Annotated in this window: 15 protein-coding genes; 11 read left to right on the top strand and 4 right to left on the bottom strand. The window is 55.3% G+C overall.

Going from position 1 to position 19,386, the window contains the following annotated elements:
- Positions 1-149 precede the first annotated feature (149 nt).
- The 4 genes from B2310_RS12595 (at position 150) to B2310_RS12580 (ending at position 9,272) form a co-directional block, all read left to right on the top strand.
- Positions 150-935, top strand: a complete 786-nt coding sequence (locus B2310_RS12595) for a hypothetical protein (RefSeq protein WP_290732174.1) — start codon at positions 150-152, stop codon at positions 933-935.
- A gap of 73 nt (positions 936-1,008) precedes the next feature.
- Entirely contained in the window at positions 1,009-6,321 is a 5,313-nt protein-coding gene (gene uvrA, locus B2310_RS12590; protein ID WP_290732172.1) for an excinuclease ABC subunit UvrA, read from the top strand.
- A 90-nt stretch (positions 6,322-6,411) separates the two neighbouring features.
- Positions 6,412-8,691 (top strand): formylglycine-generating enzyme family protein, encoded by a 2,280-nt coding sequence (locus B2310_RS12585; protein WP_290732169.1) that lies wholly within the window; start codon positions 6,412-6,414, stop codon positions 8,689-8,691.
- Positions 8,691-9,272 carry a hypothetical protein gene (locus B2310_RS12580; protein ID WP_173364944.1) on the top strand — a complete coding sequence of 194 codons (582 nt, stop codon included), beginning with the start codon at positions 8,691-8,693 and terminating at the stop codon, positions 9,270-9,272. Before B2310_RS12585 ends, B2310_RS12580 begins: the two co-directional genes overlap by 1 nt.
- Before the next feature lie 114 nt (positions 9,273-9,386).
- Here B2310_RS12580 and ychF read toward each other — a convergent pair whose 3' ends face one another.
- From ychF to B2310_RS12560, 4 genes are all read right to left on the bottom strand, one after another.
- On the bottom strand, positions 9,387-10,484 hold the full coding sequence (ychF, locus tag B2310_RS12575; RefSeq protein WP_073113791.1) for a redox-regulated ATPase YchF: 1,098 nt from the start codon (positions 10,482-10,484) through the stop codon (positions 9,387-9,389).
- Between the two features lie 85 nt (positions 10,485-10,569).
- On the bottom strand, positions 10,570-11,073 hold the full coding sequence (locus B2310_RS12570; protein WP_290732163.1) for a hypothetical protein: 504 nt from the start codon (positions 11,071-11,073) through the stop codon (positions 10,570-10,572).
- A 103-nt stretch (positions 11,074-11,176) separates the two neighbouring features.
- Positions 11,177-12,736: a hypothetical protein gene (locus B2310_RS12565; protein WP_290732160.1), complete on the bottom strand. Its 1,560-nt coding sequence runs from the start codon at positions 12,734-12,736 to the stop codon at positions 11,177-11,179.
- Complete coding sequence (locus tag B2310_RS12560) at positions 12,736-13,560, bottom strand: TIGR02147 family protein (protein WP_290732157.1); 825 nt, start codon at positions 13,558-13,560, stop codon at positions 12,736-12,738. Before B2310_RS12560 ends, B2310_RS12565 begins: the two co-directional genes overlap by 1 nt.
- Before the next feature lie 104 nt (positions 13,561-13,664).
- Here B2310_RS12560 and B2310_RS12555 point away from each other — a divergent pair, with 104 nt between their 5' ends.
- The 7 genes from B2310_RS12555 to B2310_RS12525 are packed head-to-tail and all read left to right on the top strand — an operon-like array spanning position 13,665 to position 19,350.
- On the top strand, positions 13,665-14,621 hold the full coding sequence (locus tag B2310_RS12555) for a hypothetical protein (RefSeq protein ID WP_290724127.1): 957 nt from the start codon (positions 13,665-13,667) through the stop codon (positions 14,619-14,621).
- Positions 14,621-15,565, top strand: a complete 945-nt coding sequence (locus B2310_RS12550; protein ID WP_290732155.1) for an asparaginase — start codon at positions 14,621-14,623, stop codon at positions 15,563-15,565. Before B2310_RS12555 ends, B2310_RS12550 begins: the two co-directional genes overlap by 1 nt.
- Before the next feature lie 23 nt (positions 15,566-15,588).
- Positions 15,589-16,425, top strand: a complete 837-nt coding sequence (locus tag B2310_RS12545) for a hypothetical protein (RefSeq protein ID WP_290724123.1) — start codon at positions 15,589-15,591, stop codon at positions 16,423-16,425.
- A gap of 24 nt (positions 16,426-16,449) precedes the next feature.
- On the top strand, positions 16,450-17,301 hold the full coding sequence (gene asd / locus B2310_RS12540; RefSeq protein ID WP_173380934.1) for an archaetidylserine decarboxylase: 852 nt from the start codon (positions 16,450-16,452) through the stop codon (positions 17,299-17,301).
- Positions 17,301-18,125 (top strand): hypothetical protein, encoded by an 825-nt coding sequence (locus B2310_RS12535; protein WP_290732152.1) that lies wholly within the window; start codon positions 17,301-17,303, stop codon positions 18,123-18,125. The genes asd and B2310_RS12535 overlap by 1 nt, the downstream gene beginning before the upstream one ends.
- Positions 18,126-18,150: 25 nt before the next feature.
- Positions 18,151-18,996, top strand: a complete 846-nt coding sequence (locus tag B2310_RS12530) for a hypothetical protein (RefSeq protein ID WP_290732149.1) — start codon at positions 18,151-18,153, stop codon at positions 18,994-18,996.
- A gap of 21 nt (positions 18,997-19,017) precedes the next feature.
- Entirely contained in the window at positions 19,018-19,350 is a 333-nt protein-coding gene (locus B2310_RS12525) for a GerW family sporulation protein (protein ID WP_290724119.1), read from the top strand.
- Positions 19,351-19,386 lie beyond the last annotated feature (36 nt).

Below are 19,386 nucleotides of genomic sequence, written 5' to 3'. Positions count from 1 at the left end.
TTCCCCAAGGGGGCGACAGATTCACTTTGCGAAGTGAGCCTGGTGAAAGGTGTGCGGAAACGCACCCCTTTGGTCTTTTATGCCTGTTTTGTTGACTTTTGTTTACAAAATAGATTATATTACTTCTGATTTCAACAGGAGTAAATTTTATGCGAAATATTGGAAGAAAATGGTGGGGTTTGGCTGCGGCGCTTCCTGTTGCGGCCCTTATCGCATGCTCTTCGGATTCCCCTATTCAGGTGATTACTCCTGATGGGCAGGTCTATAGCCAGGACGAGTATGACGATCTCGTGGGCCAGGGCCTGGTGGATGACCAGGGTAACGTGATAGACGAAGAGGTTTCTCAGGGTGTTTCCTCGGATGCCAAGGTCTCTTCGGCCTCGAAGCCGGTTTCTTCCAGCAGCGTCAAGGTTTCTTCGGATTCCGGTTCTGGCAAGTCGTTGTCTAGCGCTGCAGGTGGTGTATCTAGTTCCGCAGGTTCGGATGTCGCAAGTTCTGAAGGTGGAGCCGGCGATGTTGCTGAGTCCTCGTCCAGTGCGGTGGACGACGAATCCAGTTCCTCGAGTGGCATAAGAACGGCAACGGTCGATGACGGTTCCGGAAACTTTTCTGTTGGAACGGATGTCATGGAGGTTGTCGACAGTTCTGAAAAGACGGAACTCGACAGCCTGAAGGAAGTTATCGACAATGGCGGTAGCGTCAGTGGTTTTGAGGATGTGGGCGCAAACCTTGATGAAGAATCCATGACGTATGAATCGTTTGAAGAGGGTGACTATTTCTGCTTTATCGGCGAAGGGGAATGGATGCACATTACCAGAGAGTTGCTCGGCAAGTACATTCCTCATTACAAGAATGGTCAGGCCTGGGGCAACCTAAGTCATTTCGATATTAAGTTCATGGATGCGTGTCAGGGAGTCTACTTCCGTCGCAAGTAAGTCGATTGGCGGAAAATACACATTTGTTCACTATTTTTTAGACGGCTAGGCCGTCTTTTTTTATATTTGGGGCATGACCAAGTCTATCGAAATCCGCGATGCGCACGAACATAACCTCCGCCATGTGAACCTTTCCATTCCCCGCGATTCCATCGTGGTGGTAACCGGCGTTTCCGGTTCGGGCAAGTCGAGCCTCGCCTTCGATACGGTGTTCCAGGAAGGCCAGCGCCGTTTCGTGGAATCGCTCTCGGCGTATGCGCGCCAGTTCATCGGCCGCATGAAACACCCCGAGGTGGAGAGCGTGCGCGGCATTTCGCCGACGATTTCGATTGACCAGAAGACGGTGAACCGAAACCCGCGTTCGACGGTGGGTACGGTGGTTGAAATTTTGGACCATTACCGCTTGCTTTTTGCGCGCTTGGGCGTGCCGCATTGCCCCGATTGCGGGCGCGTGATCCAGGCGCAGACGGTGGACCAGATTGTCGATAATTTGTATGTGAGCGACGAGGGCAAGCAGATTACGGTGATGGCCCCGATTGTGCAGGAGCGCAAGGGCGAATACCGCAAGGAACTGGCCGAACTCAAGGAAAACGGATTTGTGCGTGCCCGCGTGGACGGCACAATTTACAGGCTTGAAGATGTCCCGGCGCTCGTGCGTTACGAGAAGCACACGATTGAAGCGGTGATTGACCGCTTGACGCTTGAACGCAAGAATATGAGCCGCCTGCGCGAGGCGCTGGAAGGCGCGCTGAAATTGACCGACGGAAAGTTGGTGAGTTTCTTGCTGTCGGCGGGCGGTTCTGCAGGTGCGGGGGATGCGTCGCAGTCTGGAAATGCGTCGGCCAAGGAAGAATATCGCTTGCAGGGAACGCTGCTCGCTTGCCCCAAGTGCGGCATCTCCATCCCGGAACTGGAACCTCGGTTCTTCAGCTTTAACGACCCGAAGGGCCGCTGCCCCGCCTGTAAGGGTATGGGCGAAAGTTACAAGTTCGACCTGGACTTGATTATCCCAGACAAGACGAAGTCCATCAAGGAAGGCTGCATCGCGACCATCAAGAAGGATGACGGTACGCTGATTTTCAGCGACTTCGGTCGCCGCAACTTGAGGAACATCGCGAACGAGATGCATTTTTCGCTGGATACGCCGTGGAACAAGCTCAAGAAGGCGCAACAGGATGCCGTGCTTTACGGAACGCCGAGCGAATCGGAACGCGGGATTATCCCGATTATGCAGGAACTGTGGGACATGTGGCACATTTATCACTTCCGCAAGTACATGCAGATTGGCGTTTGCCCCGAATGCCACGGCACGCGTATCAACCGCACGGCGAATGCGGTCACGTTCCACGGGCATAACCTGACCGAGATGACGGAATGGTCCGTCGAGAAGTCGGTGGAATTTTTCAACAAGCTCGACTTGTCCGAGAAGGAAAAGCGAATCGGCAAGGAAATTCTGAAGGAAATCCGTGGGCGACTTTCTTTCTTGAATGCGGTGGGGCTCGGTTATTTGACGATTAACCGTAAGGCTTCTACTTTGAGTGGCGGCGAGGCGCAGCGAATCAGGCTTGCAAGCGCCGTGGGCGCCGGCCTGCAGGGCGTGCTTTACGTACTTGACGAGCCGAGCATCGGGCTCCACCCGCGCGATAACGATAAGTTGCTCGGGATGCTGGAGCATTTGCGCGCGCAGGGCAACTCCTTGATTATCGTGGAACACGACGAAGACACCATGCGCCATGCGGACTGCGTGATTGACGTGGGGCCGGGTGCCGGCGTGGAAGGCGGTCGCGTGATTGCGGCTGGAACCGTCGAGGAACTCGAGAAAAACAAGGCGTCGCTGACGGGCGCTTATTTGAGTGGCCGTAAGGCAATCGAGATTCCCGAGAAGCGAAAGAAGATTGACAAGAATACGCCGAAACTCAAGATTTGCGGTGCCGCCGAAAACAACCTGAAGAACATTGATGTTGAAATCCCGCTCGATGGTGCGCTCACGGTGGTGACGGGCGTTTCGGGCTCCGGCAAGAGTACGCTGATTAATCAGATTTTGCGCCGCGAACTGGCCCGCGTGTTCTACAATTCCGAAGAACCGGTAGGCAAGTTCGACCATCTGGAAGGCCTCGAAAACATCGACAAGGTGATTGAAATCGACCAGACGCCCATTGGCCGCACGCCGCGAAGCAATCCGGCGACGTATACCAAGATTTGGGACGATATCCGCGACCTTTTCGCGAGCATGGAGGAAAGCAAAATTCGCGGTTACAGCAAGAGCCGATTCAGTTTTAACGTGAAGGGCGGCCGCTGCGATGCCTGCGAAGGCGCGGGCGTGAAAATTGTGGATATGCACATTTTGCCCAGCGTGCAGGTGACTTGCGATGTGTGCGGCGGCAAGCGCTTTAACGATGCAACGCGCGAAGTCTATTATAAGGGCAAGAACGTCTCCGAAATTTTGGACATGAGCATTGCCGATGCAGCGGAATTCTTCAAGGACATCCCGAAGATTGCAGAACCGCTGAATTTGCTTGTGGAAGTGGGCCTCGGCTACCTTACCTTGGGCCAGCCTTCGACAACGCTCAGCGGCGGTGAAGCGCAGCGCATTAAAATTGCTTCTGAACTGCGTCGCCCGGGTACAGGCAAGACGCTTTACCTGCTCGACGAACCGACGACGGGCTTGCATTTCGAAGATATCCGCAAGCTCATGGATTGCCTGAATCGTCTGCGTAGCCTCGGCAACAGCGTCGTGATTATCGAACATAACCTGGACGTGATCAAGTGTGCCGACTGGATTATCGACTTGGGCCCGGATGCGGGTATCCACGGTGGGCGAGTGATTGCGACAGGTACGCCGGAACAGATTGCCAAGAGCAAGAAGTCCGAGACGGGTAAGTATCTCGCGCCGGTGCTTGCGAAAAAGCACGGCGAAAATCAGCATTTTGACCGTACGCTCAAGGGCGGCGAAGATTTGTCGCTGGATATCGAGGTGCATGGCGCCCGCAAGCATAACCTGAAGAACATCGACGTGACGATTCCGCGCCACAAGCTTACGGTCGTGACGGGCGTTTCGGGCTCCGGCAAGTCGAGCCTCGCGTTCCATACGCTCTTTAGCGAAGGCCAGCGACGCTTTGTGGAAACCTTGAGCACGTATGCCCGCCGATTCCTCGGACGTCCCGATCATGGAAGCATCGATTCCATTTCGGGCTTGGCGCCGGCGATCGCCATCGACCAGAAGAGTGCGAGCAAGAGCCCGCGCAGTACGGTCGCGACCCTCACCGAAATTTATGACTACTTCCGCATTTTCTGGGCGAGGGTCGGCACCCCGCATTGTTTGAAATGCGGAAAGCCCGTGTCTTCGTACAGCGCGGGCGACCTGATGCAATACGCCTTCGATCGCGACCTGAACAAGAAGGTCACGGTTCTTGCCCCGTTCGAAATCAAGGACGTGCTGAAGTTTTCCAAGATTCTCACGGAAAAAGGCTACCGCAAGGTTTACCTCGGCGATAAGCTGGTGGAACTCCCGCTGCCGAAAATTCCGACCCGTGAAAAGCAACTGTTTGCCGTCGTCGATACGGTGGTGGTCAAGGAAGAAAACCGCGCACGCCTGGTAGAAGCCTTTGAACGCGGCTACCGCGACGGTAACGGAATCCTGTATGTGGAAGACGAGAAGGGCGGTCGCTTGGCCTGCTCCGAAAAGCCGGGTTGCCCCAATTGCGGCTGGTACATGGATTCGGCGTTGAACCCGAAACACTTCAGTTTCAACACGCACTGGGGCGCTTGCGAAACCTGCCTTGGCCTCGGTCACTTTAAGGATGGCGAAGTCTGCCCCGATTGCCATGGCGAACGTTTGAAACCGGAATATCTGGCGGTCCGCATCGGCGACAAGAACATCATGGACGTGAACCACATGAGCATCGCTCAGGCGCTCGAATGGTTCAGCAACGAGAATTTCAAGCGCGATAATTTCAAGGGCGACAAGAATGCCGACGGCAAGATGACGGTCGCCGAACCTTTGCTCCGCGAAATTGTCGGGCGTCTCAACTTCTTGAAGGGAGTGGGCCTCGGCTACATCGGCCTTGACCGCGCGGGCGATACGCTCAGCGGTGGTGAATCCCAGCGAATCCGCTTGGCTAGCCAGATTGGTAGCGGCCTCGAAGGTGTGCTCTATGTGCTTGACGAACCCACGGTGGGCTTGCATGAAAGCGATACCGCCATGCTGCTCGATACGCTTTACCGCCTGCGCGATTTGGGTAACACGCTCGTGGTGGTGGAACACGACATGAAGATGATGCAGGCGGCGGACCATATTATCGATATGGGTCCGGCGGCGGGCGAGTTCGGCGGTGAAGTCGTCGCCGAGGGTTCTCCGGAACAGCTTTCCAAGCCGTATGCCTTGCAGCAGTTCCCGCGCAGCGAAACGGTCAAGTACCTGACGCACACCATCCCGATGGCGAACGAGATTGCGGCAAAGCCCATTACCGATTCCACGGAATTCTACGAATTCGAAAAGTTGAATCACAACAACCTGAAGAATTTGTCTGTAAAGTTCCCGAAGGGCGCGATTAGCGTTGTCTGCGGCGTGTCTGGCTCGGGCAAGAGTTCCATGGTCATGGACGAAATTTACCCGCGCCTCAAGAAGAAGTTCCAGGCCCGTGGACGCAAAAAGCAGAGCGGCGAAGTGTTGCTGGTGGACCAGAGCCCGATTTCGGGGACGCCTCGCAGCACGCCCGCGAGCTTCACGGGCGTGTTTGACGAAATCCGTAGGCTTTTCGCCAAACTGCCGCAAGCCAAGTTGAAGGGCTTCGACTATGGCCGCTTCAGTTACAACTTGGCTCGCGGTCGCTGCGAGGCCTGCGAAGGCCGCGGTGCCATTTCGGTGGAAATGCACTTCCTTTCGGATGTGTGGGAAGTCTGCGATGTCTGCGGTGGCAAACGCTACAACCAGGAAACCCTCACCGTTACTTTCAAGGGCAAGAATATCGCCGATGTGCTCGACATGCGCGTTGCCGAAGCCTGCGAATTCTTCAAGGACCAGCCTAAAATTCTTCCGAAGCTGGAATGCCTGCGCGATGTGGGTCTCCCGTACGTGAAACTCGGCCAGTCCGTCACCACGCTCAGCGGCGGCGAATCCCAGCGCCTCAAGTTGGCGGCGGAACTTGCCCGCAAGCCTGCCCAGGAAATGGTCTACCTGCTCGACGAACCGACTACAGGGCTCCACCTCAAGGACATTCAGATCCTCTGGAACATGTTGCGCAAGCTTTCGGCCCGTGGCGATACCATTATTGTCATCGAACACCACCCGGACATTATCCGCCTCGCCGACTGGAAGGTGGAACTCGGGCCCGTCGGTGGCGAAAAGGGCGGATATTTGCTCGAAATGGGCAAAAACAACCAATAATCACGAACAAAGTCCTTACAAAGATGTTATCTTTAAATATGGTTGGGCTATGGTTTTTTCTGTAGCCGTGAGTAATTAACAGGAGAAGTTATGTCCTTTGCCCGTTTGCTGCCTCTATTGCTGTTGGTCCCGGCGCTTTCTTTTGCCGATGCCGACAAGAATTTCAAGGTCGCACCGAACCAGTTTACGACCGGAAGCGTGGTTGATCCCATTGCGAACATGGCTGTCGAGATGAAGGGGCCGTCCCTCGTTTCGCAGAAGCCGGTCTTCCCGCTGAAGACAAATACCCTCTACTGGAGGCACAAGAAGGGTCCGAAGGAATACCAGTGGGTTCCGGGGCAGCTGAACTACAACAATTTCAAGAAACTTCACGCCTTTAGCCTCGAGGATGCGCATTTGAACTCCTTCGAAGTTGCCCAGATGCGTTTCTACGCTTCGCAGAACAAGAAGGCTTTCCAGGACGAGGACGATCTCTACTTCGACAAGTATTTCATTTATTCTCCCCGCGTGCCGAAGCTCCTGTTCATCAAGAACGGCAAGTGGCAGATTCTGAATGAGACTGCCTTGCCCGGTGTCGTGGTCTTCAAGAGCGATGTGAAGGGGCTCGAGTCCGCATTCGAAGAGGCTCCGTTGAAAAAGCTTCCGAAGGCAATTTATCCGCTCAAGGAAGGCGCCTACGTGTTCGAATTCTCTGCCCCGGGTTTTCTTCCGTTGGTGGATATCGGATCGGTCAAGTCCGGCGAAATTCTCGTGATGCAGCCCAAGCTGATGAAGATTGATTCCTCCAAGGCCGACAAGAAGGTCGAACTTTCGATGGATGAAGCTTCTGTCAAGGCGGCCAAGAACCTCGAAGAAACGGAAATCCTCTATGACAAGTTCATCGCCGAACTGCAGAAGGTCGTGGATATCCTGGATACGAACGCTTTTGCGAAGGGCTATCCCCAGGTCAAGCCTGCTGTGGCGGTTGGCCTCTACGAAGGCGATGCTACTTATGAAAATTACAGGTCCGCTTATGAAGGCGTGCGTCTTAGGGCGAAAGAAGCGTGGCGCAATTCCCACATGAAGGGCGTTAGCGAAATCAATACGGCCTTCAAGAAAAAGCTCGACAGCTTGCAGGCGCTCCCGCTCCGTGGAACGATGGCTCCTGTTTCCTTTGAGCCCGTCCGTGAAAGGGTGGTCGAAGGGGAAGGCGTCGATTCTGCGTCGGCACCCATGAAAGAAGTCAAGTTCAAGTTCGGCCAGGATGGCCAGCGCTTCGACGTGATGTGGAAGGGAACGGCCAAGGGCATGAATGCTGACAGTCTCTATTCCCTCTTCCAGAACCATGCGGGCGAAGTCAAGGTGTTTATAAGCCTCAAGCAGAACAAGCCGGTGTGGATCCGTAAGGACGGCGTGATTACTGGCCGCCACCATTACCGCTACACTCGCATCGAGTTCGAATACAATGGCCAGAACCTGGTGGGACTGGGCGACTTCATCTTGCCGGAATATATCGTGGACGAACCGGAGGTGCAGGAATGGCTGAACCAGTATGATGCGGACGATATTGCTCTCCAGCAGAAGACCGCCGCCGAAGCGAAGGCGAAGGCTGTCGCCGCGCAGCAGAAGAACGATACCGTCTATGCGAAGGATGTCGATATGCCGGGCTTCAGCAAGATGAGCATTCCGCGCATTATCCGCGACAACACCTACGGCGCAGTCGCTCTGATTGATTCGGGTTCCTTCCGCTATAAGGGCCGCGTAGTCAAGATGTCCCCGTTCGCTATCATGACGACCGAGATGAGCCAGCAGCTCTTTGACCAGACCATGCTCCGCGAACCGGATACGACCAAGCATATCAAGAACCGCTCTGTCTACAAGAATCCTTCGAAGCCGGTCCACAATATCACGTGGGATGATGCTCGTGCTACATGCAAGATGCTTGGCGGTGACCTGCCGACGGAAGCCCAGTGGGAATTTGCCGGCCGTGCCGACAATAACGAAGGCGCCATCTGGGTCCTGGACGAGGACGGCGATGTCGGCGATTACGCCGTCTACCGCGAGAATTCGTACAAGATGGGCAAGAAGAGCCCTGCCTACGGCCCGCAGCCTATCGCATCGAAGAAGCCGAACGCATGGGGCATCTACGACATGTCCGGAAACGTTGCCGAATGGACCCGCGACAAGTACTTCATGTTCTCGTTTTGGGTGGAATCCTCTAACCCGACAGGTGCGATGATGGGTTCGACCAAGGTCTACAAGGGCGGTTCCTGGAAGGACAAGGAATCGATGCAGAACCTGACGGAAAGCGATGACGAAGATCCGCGCTACTGGTCCGACGCCATCGGGTTCCGCTGCGTATTCCCGAAGAAACTTTTTGAGGGACGCTAATGGCGACTGCCGCTGAAGAACTCAAGAGCGACAAGCGATTCAAGCTATTCCGGAAGATTATCTCGGTTCCCTACCTGCTGGCCCTTCTCGGGTTGCTAATGCCGCTTATGACGGTATCGTGTGGCGACACGCAGGTCATTGCGGAACCGTCGTTCTACGAGATTGCTTCCGGACTCGACATGCATGAAGCGCTGAAGGAGCCTGCCAAGGGTTACCTTGAGAAGATGGAACAGAGCAACCCGAAGTCCCTGGAAAGGTTCAAGGAATCGCTCCCCGGTTTCCCGCAGCTGGAACCGGTTCCGCATCTGTTCGGGATAGTTGGCGCGTTGGTGCTCGCGGCTGCCTTTGCCTGGTTTACGGCGCTTGGCTCACTGACAATGGGCATGCTCTCGATGTTTGCGCTATGGGCGTTCTTCTCGCAGATAGGGCGCGCCTGTGTCAATATGGGCATGCAGGTGCTGCATGTGGAGCCGGGCGCTGGAATCTATGCTGCGTCCGTGCTGATTCTCATCGGAACGGCGATGAACCTCGCCGCAATCATCCGCCCGATTATCGTAGAATTCAAAGCGAAAAGAAAATAGGGAAGGCTCCGCCCTCCCTAAGACCCTCCTAAAACACGAAAAAAATTTCGGCAAGCAAGCTTACCTCACGCATACGAGAACGTATGCGAAAAAGCTTTGCGCGACTTATCTTAGTTACACGTTAAACAGGAAGTACATGATGTCGCCATCCTGTACCAGGTAGTCCTTGCCTTCGGTGCGGACGAGGCCCGCTTCCTTTGCGGCGTTCCAGCTGCCGTGCTTGAGGAAGTCCGCATAGCTGAGTGTTTCTGCACGGATGAAGCCGCGTTCGAAGTCGGTGTGGATGACGCCTGCGCACTGCGGGGCCTTGTAGCCCGCGTGGAACGTCCAGGCGCGGCATTCCTTTTCACCCGCGGTGAAGAACGTGCGGAGGCCCAAGATTTCGTAGCCCTTGCGCACCACGGCGTCGAGACCCGATTCCTTCATGCCGAGTTCCTTCAGGAATTCGGCCTTGTCGGCAGGTTCCATCGCAGAGAGTTCTTCTTCGATCTTGCCGCTAATCACGATGACTTCGTGACCGTTCTTGGCGGCGTAATCCTTGAGCTGGTCCACATAGGCGTTGCCGGTGAGGATGTCGTCTTCCTTCACGTTCGCGCAGTAGAACAGCGGCTTTGCGGTGAGGAGTGCAAGGTCCTTGACGATGAGCTCCATCTCTTCGCTGTCGTGCATCACGGTGCGGGCGGCCTTGCCCTCTTCCATGGTCTTCTTCAAAAGTTCGCAGGCGGCAAGGCGTGCCTTCGCTTCGGCATTGCCGGTGCGTGCGCTCTTCGCTTCGGTGGAAAGGCGCTTCTCGACGGTGTCGAGGTCCTTCAGGATGAGCTCGGTCTCGATGACTTCCACGTCACGCACCGGGTCCACGGAGCCGCTCACGTGCACGATGTTCTCGTCGTCGAAGCAGCGGATGACTTCCATGATGGCTTCGCACTCGCGGATGTGGGTGAGGAACTGGTTACCGAGGCCTTCGCCCTGGGCGGCGCCCTTCACGAGGCCGGCGATGTCCACGAATTCCGTAACGGCGGGGACGATGGACTTCGGGTTGTAGACCTTCACGAGTTCGTCGAGGCGGCTATCCGGCACGCTCACCATGCCCACGTTCGGCTCGATGGTGCAGAACGGGTAGTTCGCGGCCTCGGCTCCGGCGTTGGTGATTGCGTTAAAGATGGTGGACTTGCCTACGTTCGGGAGGCCTACGATACCGCATTTGAAACCCATGGTAAACTCCGATTGAAAATGCACGGAAAAACCCGCGCTCTTTGAACGCGGGTAAATTTAGAAAAAAGCGAGCTGCAGGGTGGCTCTAGAATGCAAGCGCCACGGCGATTCCGCCCTGTTCTGTGGGGACGAGCTTAAGGCGGAGCGATGTTTCCGAAATGCCGATTCCCTTGTTGTAGAGGTCGATGGCGTCGTGCATGTAGCCGTCTGCGATATGCGAGAGCAGAAGCGAGATTCCTATGACTCCGGCACCGCCGAGGGTGAGGTACATGCCGAGGTCTCCGTCTCCCCAGATCCATTCTACGACTCCGTATCCCAGTGCAGCGCCGCCTGCATAGGCAAGCACCAGACCCGGATAGTAGAATCCCATGGCAGTGCTGTAGGCACTTGAGGATTCTTCTTTCGACTTTATGGCGTTGATGGCGACATCGGCGTCGACAATCTGTTCGCCCATGAACCAATTCCTGTCATGGAAGGAAAGCTTCTTGCCTGCGATGGAGGGGGATAATTTGACATCTCCGTCATCTGCGAACGCATTGCCGAAGAGCGCGAAAATGAACAGAAATAGAGCCATGGATTTGAACTTCACGTTTTGTCTCCTTTTTTACCCCAATGAGGGTGTTTGTGCTTACAATATAGTAAACCCCGGGCGATTATGCCGAGGTTTTTGCGTTGCTTTATGTTGTTTGCTTTTATCGCAGGTCGTCGCGGTTGATACCGTAGACGCGGACGTTGTCGAGCCAGAGATTGGAACCGTTGTACATGAACACGGTAAAGTTCGTTATCTTGTTGCGCGTGATGTCCCAGCCGTGGTAATCGCGGAGCTTGTAGGTAAAGTCTTCGGGGTGCAGCACGAGCCTCTGCCAGTTCGATTTGGCTTCGCCCTTGTACGAGGCCTTGTAGTTGAGATCTTCGTCGAGGGATTCGAGGATGACTTCGAATTCACAGTCGCCGCGCAGCCATACGACCACGGAATCCATGCGGCTCCAGTCGTGCGGGTGGCGGGTGAGGCGTGTGCCGAAGACGACGATATCCGGGTATTCGACATCGTATTCGATATGCATCACCTTGCCGGAACGGCCCTTTGTATCGCTTTGGAGAACGCTCAGGGAGTTGAGGAACGAAGTCGTTACGGAATCGGTCAGCGAATCCTTCTTGTGGAATTGGATGTACCAGTTGTCCCTTGTCAGGGGGGCGGGAAGATCGCTGCGGATGGTCCCGCTGTCGAAATGGAATATCTCGACGGTATTGAGGTCGTACCACAGCGAATCGCTGATGTCCCTCCAGATATCGGCGGGCTCCCTGTCGCTCGGATCGGTGTTGCCCCATTCGAGCGTCCAGGTGTCGGAGGTGTCCTTCAGGTTCTCGAGACGGATGTTGACGGTCGCGCTCTTGATGGATGCATCCCAGCCGTCGACTTCCATTTCGACTTCGGCTCCGTTGCTTGCGTAAAGGCGCAGGTCGCTGCCGTCTTCGCTTGCTTCGGCAAACTTGAAGTTCGTGGAATCGAGTCGGAGGACAAGTACGTAGGGGGCTTTGATCGGGCGCATCCAGTCGGAGACGAGGTCGACGGGCTTGAACTTCATGGAATGGACGTAGCCCTTCTTTGCCGGGGAGAGCACATGGCCGACATGGGTTGTCTCGTCGGAGACGACGGATACGTTCGCGTCGGCGATGCATTCGTTGCTTTCTGGACTCCACGACTTGAGCGAAAGCTTGCCGGCAGGGAGCGAATCGAACTGGAAGAATCCGAGTGAATCCGTCTTCTGGATACGGCCGATGCCTTCCACGTTGACCCAGGCGTGAGTCGCGTTTTCAGGAAGCGAAATCCATCCCTTGATGGCGCCGCGCTTGCGGAGGTTCGCCTTGGAAAGGGTGTAGTTCTTGGTGAGGCTGTTCAGCGTGTACTGGAACACCGCGGCGGAATCGCCCTTCTCGATTTGGATGGTGTAGGAGCCTTCCTTGTGGTTTTCGATAAAAATCTTGCCGAGGTTGTCCGTCTCGCCGATGTAGGCGTAGTCTTCGGAATGGATGGTTTCCGTAGAATCGGTGACGAACCAGCTGGGTAGAACCTTGTAGGAGGCCTTTTCTGCCTTGTCCGTGCCGCTAAATACCTGGATGGAGACGGTGCCGCCTTCTTCCTTGGCTATTGCGTTTTCGGTTTCTGTCGTGCTGCCGGCGGTGCCGGAGTTCGTGCAGGCTGCGAAAAACGCAAGGGGAGCCGCTAATAATATTTTCGACGCGAACTTCATTATTTTGCTTTCTTCTTATTGAAGGCTACGGGGAACAGGGCGAGGTTCATCTGCAGCACGCGGGTTGGCTTGCCGCACTTGTCGACCCGGATCTGGACGTCCTTGCGGAATTCCTGGATCATGGCCTTGATGTCTTCGAACCCCTGTTGGTCCACAGCCATTGTAAGTGTAGAAATATCTCTGTCGGCCGGGTCGATGGTGTTGAGGGAACGGGCGCCAATTTGCATGACGTTGGCCTGGAACTGGCGTATGGCCTGCGCCCTCTGCTCTCCGGCGATGTTGATATGGGCGTCGGCGAGTTTCACGCGGCCGTTCCCGAGGTCCTGTATGAATCCGAGTTCGTTCAGGATATCGATGCTTTCCTGGACTTTATCCTCCTCGATGGAGGGTTCAAGGCTTTCGGAAATCTCCTTCGCGTCGACCTTGCCCTGGTTCACCTCGATGAGGGCGCGGATGACGGGGGTCCACCAGTCGCTCAGGTATTTCTGTTCCTTGTCGGCGAGGCTGTGCGTCTTGACATCGCGCAGCAGGAAGGCCTTTGCAAGGATTTCGGTCTTTGTCTTTTCGGATTTGGTGCGGGATGCGGCGAGGAGTAAGTCGAAGTAGCGTGCGGCACGGCCGGTAAGGCCCAAAATTCTCTTGACGGCGGGAACACAGCGGACGGGGAGGTTTCTCTTTTTTTCGACGATGCAGAAGACGTGGCTCGCGTTGAGGCCGATGGCCTGCCCGAGTACGCTATAGGAATACCGGCCGTTGCCGTTCTTCTTTTCGAGATAGAAATCCCGAATGATGTCACGGTAATCTGTGTAGTCGTATATGGTCATGTTGCTGTCCCAAGGCCACGGGAAGTGGCCGTTTGTAAAAAAATATATATTTTGGACAGGGCGGTTTTCCCGAAATGAAAAATTTAATCGTTACCTTTTTGTCAATGCTTTTGCTCTATGCGGGCTGGCGTTTTTTTGAGGCGCAGAGGGCCGAGAAATTCGAGTTCGAGCGTAGGGAAGCTCTCGTCCGTAACGCCACGGAATGCCTGGAATCGGAGAATTGGGAATGTGCGGAGAAGAGCGTCCGAGCCCTTTTGTGTGATGATCCTCACGATTCGAACCTGCAACTCCACCTGGCGGGCATCCTGTACGAGCAGGAAAGGTACGAGGAATGTATCCGCTATGTCGACAGCATCGGGACAAAAACCCCCGATTTCGATTTCCTGAAGAAAAAGTCGGCGCAGCTCATACGCGAAATGGAAGAACTTGGAATAGAGCGCTCGATGCATTTCCGCGTAGAATTCGAGGGTCATCCTTCGAAAAGCGATGTGATGGAAGCGCTTGCGGTTCTCGAAGTCGCCTATGATTCCCTCTGCCGCCTGTTTGATTTTAGGCCCCAGAACAAGATGAGCCTCGTGCTTTACAGGTCGAACGAGTACCAGGGCATGGGGCCGCGGCCCGAATGGGTTGGCGCGGTTTACGATGGAAAGCTCCGTGTACCCGTAGAGATGATGCGTTACCGCGAAATATACCGTCCGGTTCTTTTCCATGAACTCACGCATTCCTTTGTGCGGGCGATGACGCATGCCAAGGTGCCCTTGTGGATCAACGAGGGCATAGCGCAGGTTATAGACGGCTCGCGGACGGGGAATCCACGTCCGGCTGGGGGGATTCCTTCGAAGGAAGCCCTCACGGAACCGTTTGTCAAGGAGCCGAATGCCGACGTGGCCAATCGTCTGTACTGGTATTCGCAAAAAATGGTGGAACGCATGCTTTCGCGGAATGCGGACTTCTCGCATTTCAAGATGTTTGTCAAGAGCCTGCGCACGATGAGTGTCGACGAGGCCCTGCAAAAGTTCTACGGCGTTGATACGGACTTGCTGATAAAAGAGGTGATGTGATGGCGAAGAAGAGGATAGTTGTCCTTACGACGGGCGGAACGATTGCGGGCGTCGGCGAGAGCGGCAAGGATACGGGATACGTTTCTGGCCAGATTCCGGGCGAAACCCTGGTGACCTCCGTGCCGGAACTTTTGGAATATGCGGACGTGCGGGTCGAAGAAATCTGCAATATCAATTCCGACGATATTACAGACAAAATATGGATTTCGCTTGCAAACCGCGTGAAGGAGCTGCAGGAAGACGAGTCGGTCGATGGAATCGTGATAACGCATGGGACCGACACGATGGACGAGACGGCCTATTTCCTGAGTCTCACCGTCAAGTGCGAAAAGGCGGTTGTCCTGACGGGCGCGATGAAACCTTCGACTGCGAAGAATCCGGATGGCCCTGCGAATCTCCTTGGTGCCGTGCGTGCTGCAGCCGGTTTTGCCGTGGATGACGACCCTCCCGAAAACAAGGTGTGGGTCTATTTCGGTGGCGAACTTTTCGATGCCCGCAGCGTGCAGAAGTGCAGCGCGAGCGCCATGAATCCCATGGGCGTGAACTATCCCGGCGAAGGCTCCAACTGGAATGCGCTCAAGGAACAGAATTTTTTCGATGTCTCCGGGCTCGATTCGCTCCCGCGCGTGAACGTCGTGTATTTCTCTGTGGATGCGAACCCGAAAATCCTCCTGTATGCATCTAGCGTTTCGGACGGGCTCGTGATTGCGGGTGCTGGGTCGGGCGAGTTCAGCCGTGGCTGGGCGGAAGCCCTGTCCGGCATCGATATCCCCGTGGTGGTCTCGACGAGGATCCACCACGGGCTCGTTACGCTTAACGAGCGCCTGGCCCCAGGCCGGATATGTGCCGGACGGCTCCCACCGCAAAAGGCCGCAGTCCTTTTGCGCCTCGCCCTGACTGTGACGGACAGGGTGAGTGACTTGCGGCGGATTTTCTCCCTGTAGCTTTTTTTGTTATTTTGATGAAGATGAAACGTTTTTTTGCTTTGTTTGTTATCTGTTCGCTTGTGGGTTGTGCCGGCCTTCGCGACGATGCCCGCGGCGGCTCCGGTGACGGAGATTCCGGCATGCGGGATGCGCCGTGCGAGGAATGCGGGACCCGTGGCGAAATCGAACTCAAGATCAGCGACGAAAAGTCGTATCGCGAATGGAACGGCATTGCCTATTCGCGCCTGGATTCTTCGGCGGTCGTGGGGGTGCTCCCGACGCTCAAGGTGGTGGCGAAACGTCCGGATGATTGCCGCATGTGCCACAGCTTTAGCGCGGATGCTCTCGATTTCGACCTTGCGCATGTCGAGGATTCCCTGTTCGCGAAAGCGTTCCCTAAAATGCGGCGAGAACTACTGCTTCCGGGGATGAGGCTGCCCGATGCCGACTCTCTCTATCTGGACACGTTGTCGTTCCGCTTGCTGAAAAGCGTCTTCGCCGATGGGAAGCCGCTTTCGGATATGGCTCCCTGGGTGTCGCGAGACAGCGTAGAGCAGGATTTGCAGCGCGAGGTCCCTGCCAAGCTCAAAAACCTGTTGAACGATATCGCATCCCGCTACGAAATCAGGTATGTCACCATGCCGATTTACCTCAAGGTTGAAATGCTTCCCGATTTGGGCAAGAAGGGCGGCTTTACCTGGGAAATCCTCTGGACCATGTGGGATGTGCGGTATGGGGAGCTTGTTTTCTTGACGTATTCGCAATTTACGGCGGCAACGACAAGCCGGGTCGCTCCCGAGAAGGAATGGTCTCGCCCCTTTGCACCTCGCCTGTGGAAGATGTTCAGCACGGATGTAGGCAAACTCGAAAATCACTAGCGACTTTTTTCTATCTTGCAAATTATGAATACCGCTTTTTACGTTTTCATGAAGCTTTTGCCGAAGAACGCCGCGAGCCGCGCCTTCGGTGTCTTTACGCGCCTCCGCATTCCCGTTTTCTCGAAGCTTGCGCGCAACGCCTTTGCCGCTTACTACAAGCTGAACATGGAGGAATCGGAATACCCGATTTCGCATTACAGGAATATTGGCGAACTTTTCATCCGCAGGCTCAAACCCGGCATGCGTCCGATTGCGGATTCCGAGATTGTCTCGCCTGTCGATGGCGTCCTTTCGCAGACCGCCACTTTCGATGAGAAACAGGAACTGATTCAGGCGAAGGGCAAGACCTATACGCTCAAGGATTTGCTCCGCGACGAAGAAATGGCGAAACGTTTTGAGGGCGGCGCCTTTGCTACGATTTACCTCGCTCCGTTCAACTACCACCGCATCCATAGTCCCGTGAAGGGGGAAGTGGTGGGGGCGAGCTACTGTCCCGGGACGCTCTGGCCGGTGAATGTCGGGAGCGTGGAACGAGTGGAAGGCCTCTTCTGCATCAACGAACGCCTCACGAGCCACATCCGCCTGGACGACGGTTCCGAGATGCTTGTGGTGAAGGTGGGTGCAACCAACGTGGGCCGCATCGGGGTCGCCTATACTGACGACCTCCTGGTGAATGCGGGCAAGCTTCCCAGGGACTGCAAACGCTACGACTGGAATCCGCCTCAAAAAATTGAGGTGGAAAAAGGTGGCGAGTTGGGCCGATTCGAGATGGGTAGCACCGTGATTCTCGTGGTGGACAAGAAAATCCGCGAAAGGAACCCGGGCCTTTTCCAGAGCCGCGTGGGTATGGCGGTCAAGGTGGGCGAGGCCCTCTAATGGTTTCGGCGAGGCGGTTTGCAAGCGACGAGCCTGCGCTTTTCAAGTCGACCGTCGATTTTATACGACATTTCAGCAAAGTCCCCGATCCGGTTGTCGCCGTTTCGTCTAGGGAATCCGATGTCTCGGCCAAAATTGCGTGGACGCTTTTGGGGACGACTTTGTTCCAGGGAATCGATTATCCGGCGTTTGTCTCGGTTCTCTCGGCGCTACAGAAGCAGTTCCCGGGCGACCGCCTTTGGAATCTCCCTGTGCCGAGTGTCAAGGAAATTCAGTCGTGCGCGGAATCTGCCCTCGAAGGCTACGAATGGAAACTCTTGCCGGATATTCCCGGAATTTTCTGGAGTGTCGGGCTCTTTGTGCGTCGTCACGGCAACATGCTGGAGTGGCTCAATTCCAGAACCCCCGAGGGAATATGGCGCGATCTCGGTGAAATTTATTTTGTTGGAAAAGGAAACCCGAGGCCGAAGGCCTGTGCCGCCATCTATCGTCTGCTGATTCCCGCTCCGATTGGCCTGGGGCTCGATTGCGCATCTCCCAAACGTCCGGCGCCCCTCCCCTTGACGATGGGGGCGAGGCGTTTCCTTGCGATGCTGGGGCCTGCTCGGGACGATTCTTTTGCGGACCTGGAACCGGAAAAAAAGCAGAAGATGCTGGACGATTATTGCAAGATCCTTAGTCCGGATTGCCCCTATGTGGCAGCGCATGCGCTCCAGTTCTACCTGGAATGGGGAAAAAACGACTTTATTTGTCGCGAGTCGACGTGCCGGTGCGCAAAATGCCCTCTCTATGAACATTGCAACAATGCGGTTCGGCATGACTAGATTCTTCAATTCTAAATTTAACGTCATGAATTGCCGGGTCGCACGCCTTTGCCTGCTTGCCGCTTTCGCCTTCGTGGCGATGGCTGTTTGCGCATGCAAGGAAAAGGAAGTCCCGCCGCTGGACCATGCCTCGATTCTTTATAAGAACATTCGTCCGTCGCATGTGAACGTGAACGAAAATCCGGTGGGTGAGAACATCCCTTCGCTTGTGAAGCGGGTGGACTTTAGCTATCCGGTAATGCCGGGCGATACGCTCGATGTGTCTATTCTTGAATTCAAGAGCGATGTCTATGCGATGGATTATTACACCAACAGCGGTCGTTTCCAGGGGATTGTTCCAATCCTCCGCGGCTCGTTCTTGGAACAAAGTATTCGCTCCGACGCTCGCATTTTCATATTCCGTCACGATAGCTTCCGCCGGTACGAAAGGAGCGACCTCGAACAGTATGTCCGCAATTTCCCCGGCTATCGCGGCGGGTTCCCGCAGGAATTCCTGAGCCTGCCCTTCGAACATCGCGAGGCGGGACGGACTTCGATCCAGACGCAGAATTTCTTGGGCGTCAAGTCGTATTTCCCGGTTCTGGTGCAGAGTTATCGCGATGCGAATTTGCAGTGGAACGTTGCGCGAAGCTGGGAACAGGTGGATTCCGATACCTATGACCGGTGGGCTGCGCAACTGAAAAAGGTTGAACCCAAGGGCGTTGTCCGCGATGTGGAAAATACTTACTTCAACGCCGGCGAAGGAGTGAACGGCATCGCATCGCGTCTACCTGGTGGGCGAATCGTTGTCGTGTGGGGCTACCTTGGCTGGTTTGACCTGGAACGTCGCTTTTTCACGGCGAGCGACCGCATTTATGAAGCCAGGTTCTAATCTTTAATCTATATTAAAAATATGGCTATTGAAAAACTTGCAGAAACTCTTTTGGAAAAGCTCCGTTTCATCACTAAGGCAGAAACGGTTATCGGTAACCCCATCCAGGCCGGTGAATCTACCGTTGTGCCCGTGAGCCGCGTGTCCGTGGGCTTCGGTTTTGGCGGTCACCAGTCCAAGGGCGATACGTCCGCTTCCGGCGGTGGCGCTTCGGTCGAACCGGTCGCCTTCCTCGTCATCAAGGGCGACGATGTGCGCGTGATGCCCATCAGCAAGGACAGCTCGCTTGTGTCGAAGGTCATGGACATCGTTCCCGACGTCGTGAACAAATTCAAGAAGTCTGACGCAGAATAAAAAAGACCCTCGCTTTTGCGAGGGTGACGATTAAAA

It is taken from the genome of Fibrobacter sp. UBA3629 (genome assembly GCF_002374005.1).
In the GTDB taxonomy this organism is placed as follows: Bacteria; Fibrobacterota; Fibrobacteria; order Fibrobacterales; family Fibrobacteraceae; genus Fibrobacter.
Note: the sequence above shows the minus strand (reverse complement) of the source record. Positions and strands in the feature narration are given on the sequence as shown.

Bases quoted from the DNA above. Each gene is read 5' to 3' on its own strand.
- B2310_RS12530 (WP_290732149.1), top strand. From the start codon at position 18,151: ATGAATTGCCGGGTCGCACGCCTTTGCCTGCTTGCCGCTTTCGCCTTC.
- B2310_RS12535 (WP_290732152.1), top strand. From the start codon at position 17,301: ATGGTTTCGGCGAGGCGGTTTGCAAGCGACGAGCCTGCGCTTTTCAAG.
- B2310_RS12550 (WP_290732155.1), top strand. From the start codon at position 14,621: ATGGCGAAGAAGAGGATAGTTGTCCTTACGACGGGCGGAACGATTGCG.
- B2310_RS12525 (WP_290724119.1), top strand. From the start codon at position 19,018: ATGGCTATTGAAAAACTTGCAGAAACTCTTTTGGAAAAGCTCCGTTTC.
- B2310_RS12555 (WP_290724127.1), top strand. From the start codon at position 13,665: ATGCTTTTGCTCTATGCGGGCTGGCGTTTTTTTGAGGCGCAGAGGGCC.
- B2310_RS12585 (WP_290732169.1), top strand. From the start codon at position 6,412: ATGTCCTTTGCCCGTTTGCTGCCTCTATTGCTGTTGGTCCCGGCGCTT.
- B2310_RS12560 (WP_290732157.1), bottom strand. From the start codon at position 13,560: ATGACCATATACGACTACACAGATTACCGTGACATCATTCGGGATTTC.
- B2310_RS12595 (WP_290732174.1), top strand. From the start codon at position 150: ATGCGAAATATTGGAAGAAAATGGTGGGGTTTGGCTGCGGCGCTTCCT.
- B2310_RS12545 (WP_290724123.1), top strand. From the start codon at position 15,589: ATGAAACGTTTTTTTGCTTTGTTTGTTATCTGTTCGCTTGTGGGTTGT.
- B2310_RS12580 (WP_173364944.1), top strand. From the start codon at position 8,691: ATGGCGACTGCCGCTGAAGAACTCAAGAGCGACAAGCGATTCAAGCTA.
- B2310_RS12565 (WP_290732160.1), bottom strand. From the start codon at position 12,736: ATGAAGTTCGCGTCGAAAATATTATTAGCGGCTCCCCTTGCGTTTTTC.
- uvrA (WP_290732172.1), top strand. From the start codon at position 1,009: ATGACCAAGTCTATCGAAATCCGCGATGCGCACGAACATAACCTCCGC.
- asd (WP_173380934.1), top strand. From the start codon at position 16,450: ATGAATACCGCTTTTTACGTTTTCATGAAGCTTTTGCCGAAGAACGCC.
- ychF (WP_073113791.1), bottom strand. From the start codon at position 10,484: ATGGGTTTCAAATGCGGTATCGTAGGCCTCCCGAACGTAGGCAAGTCC.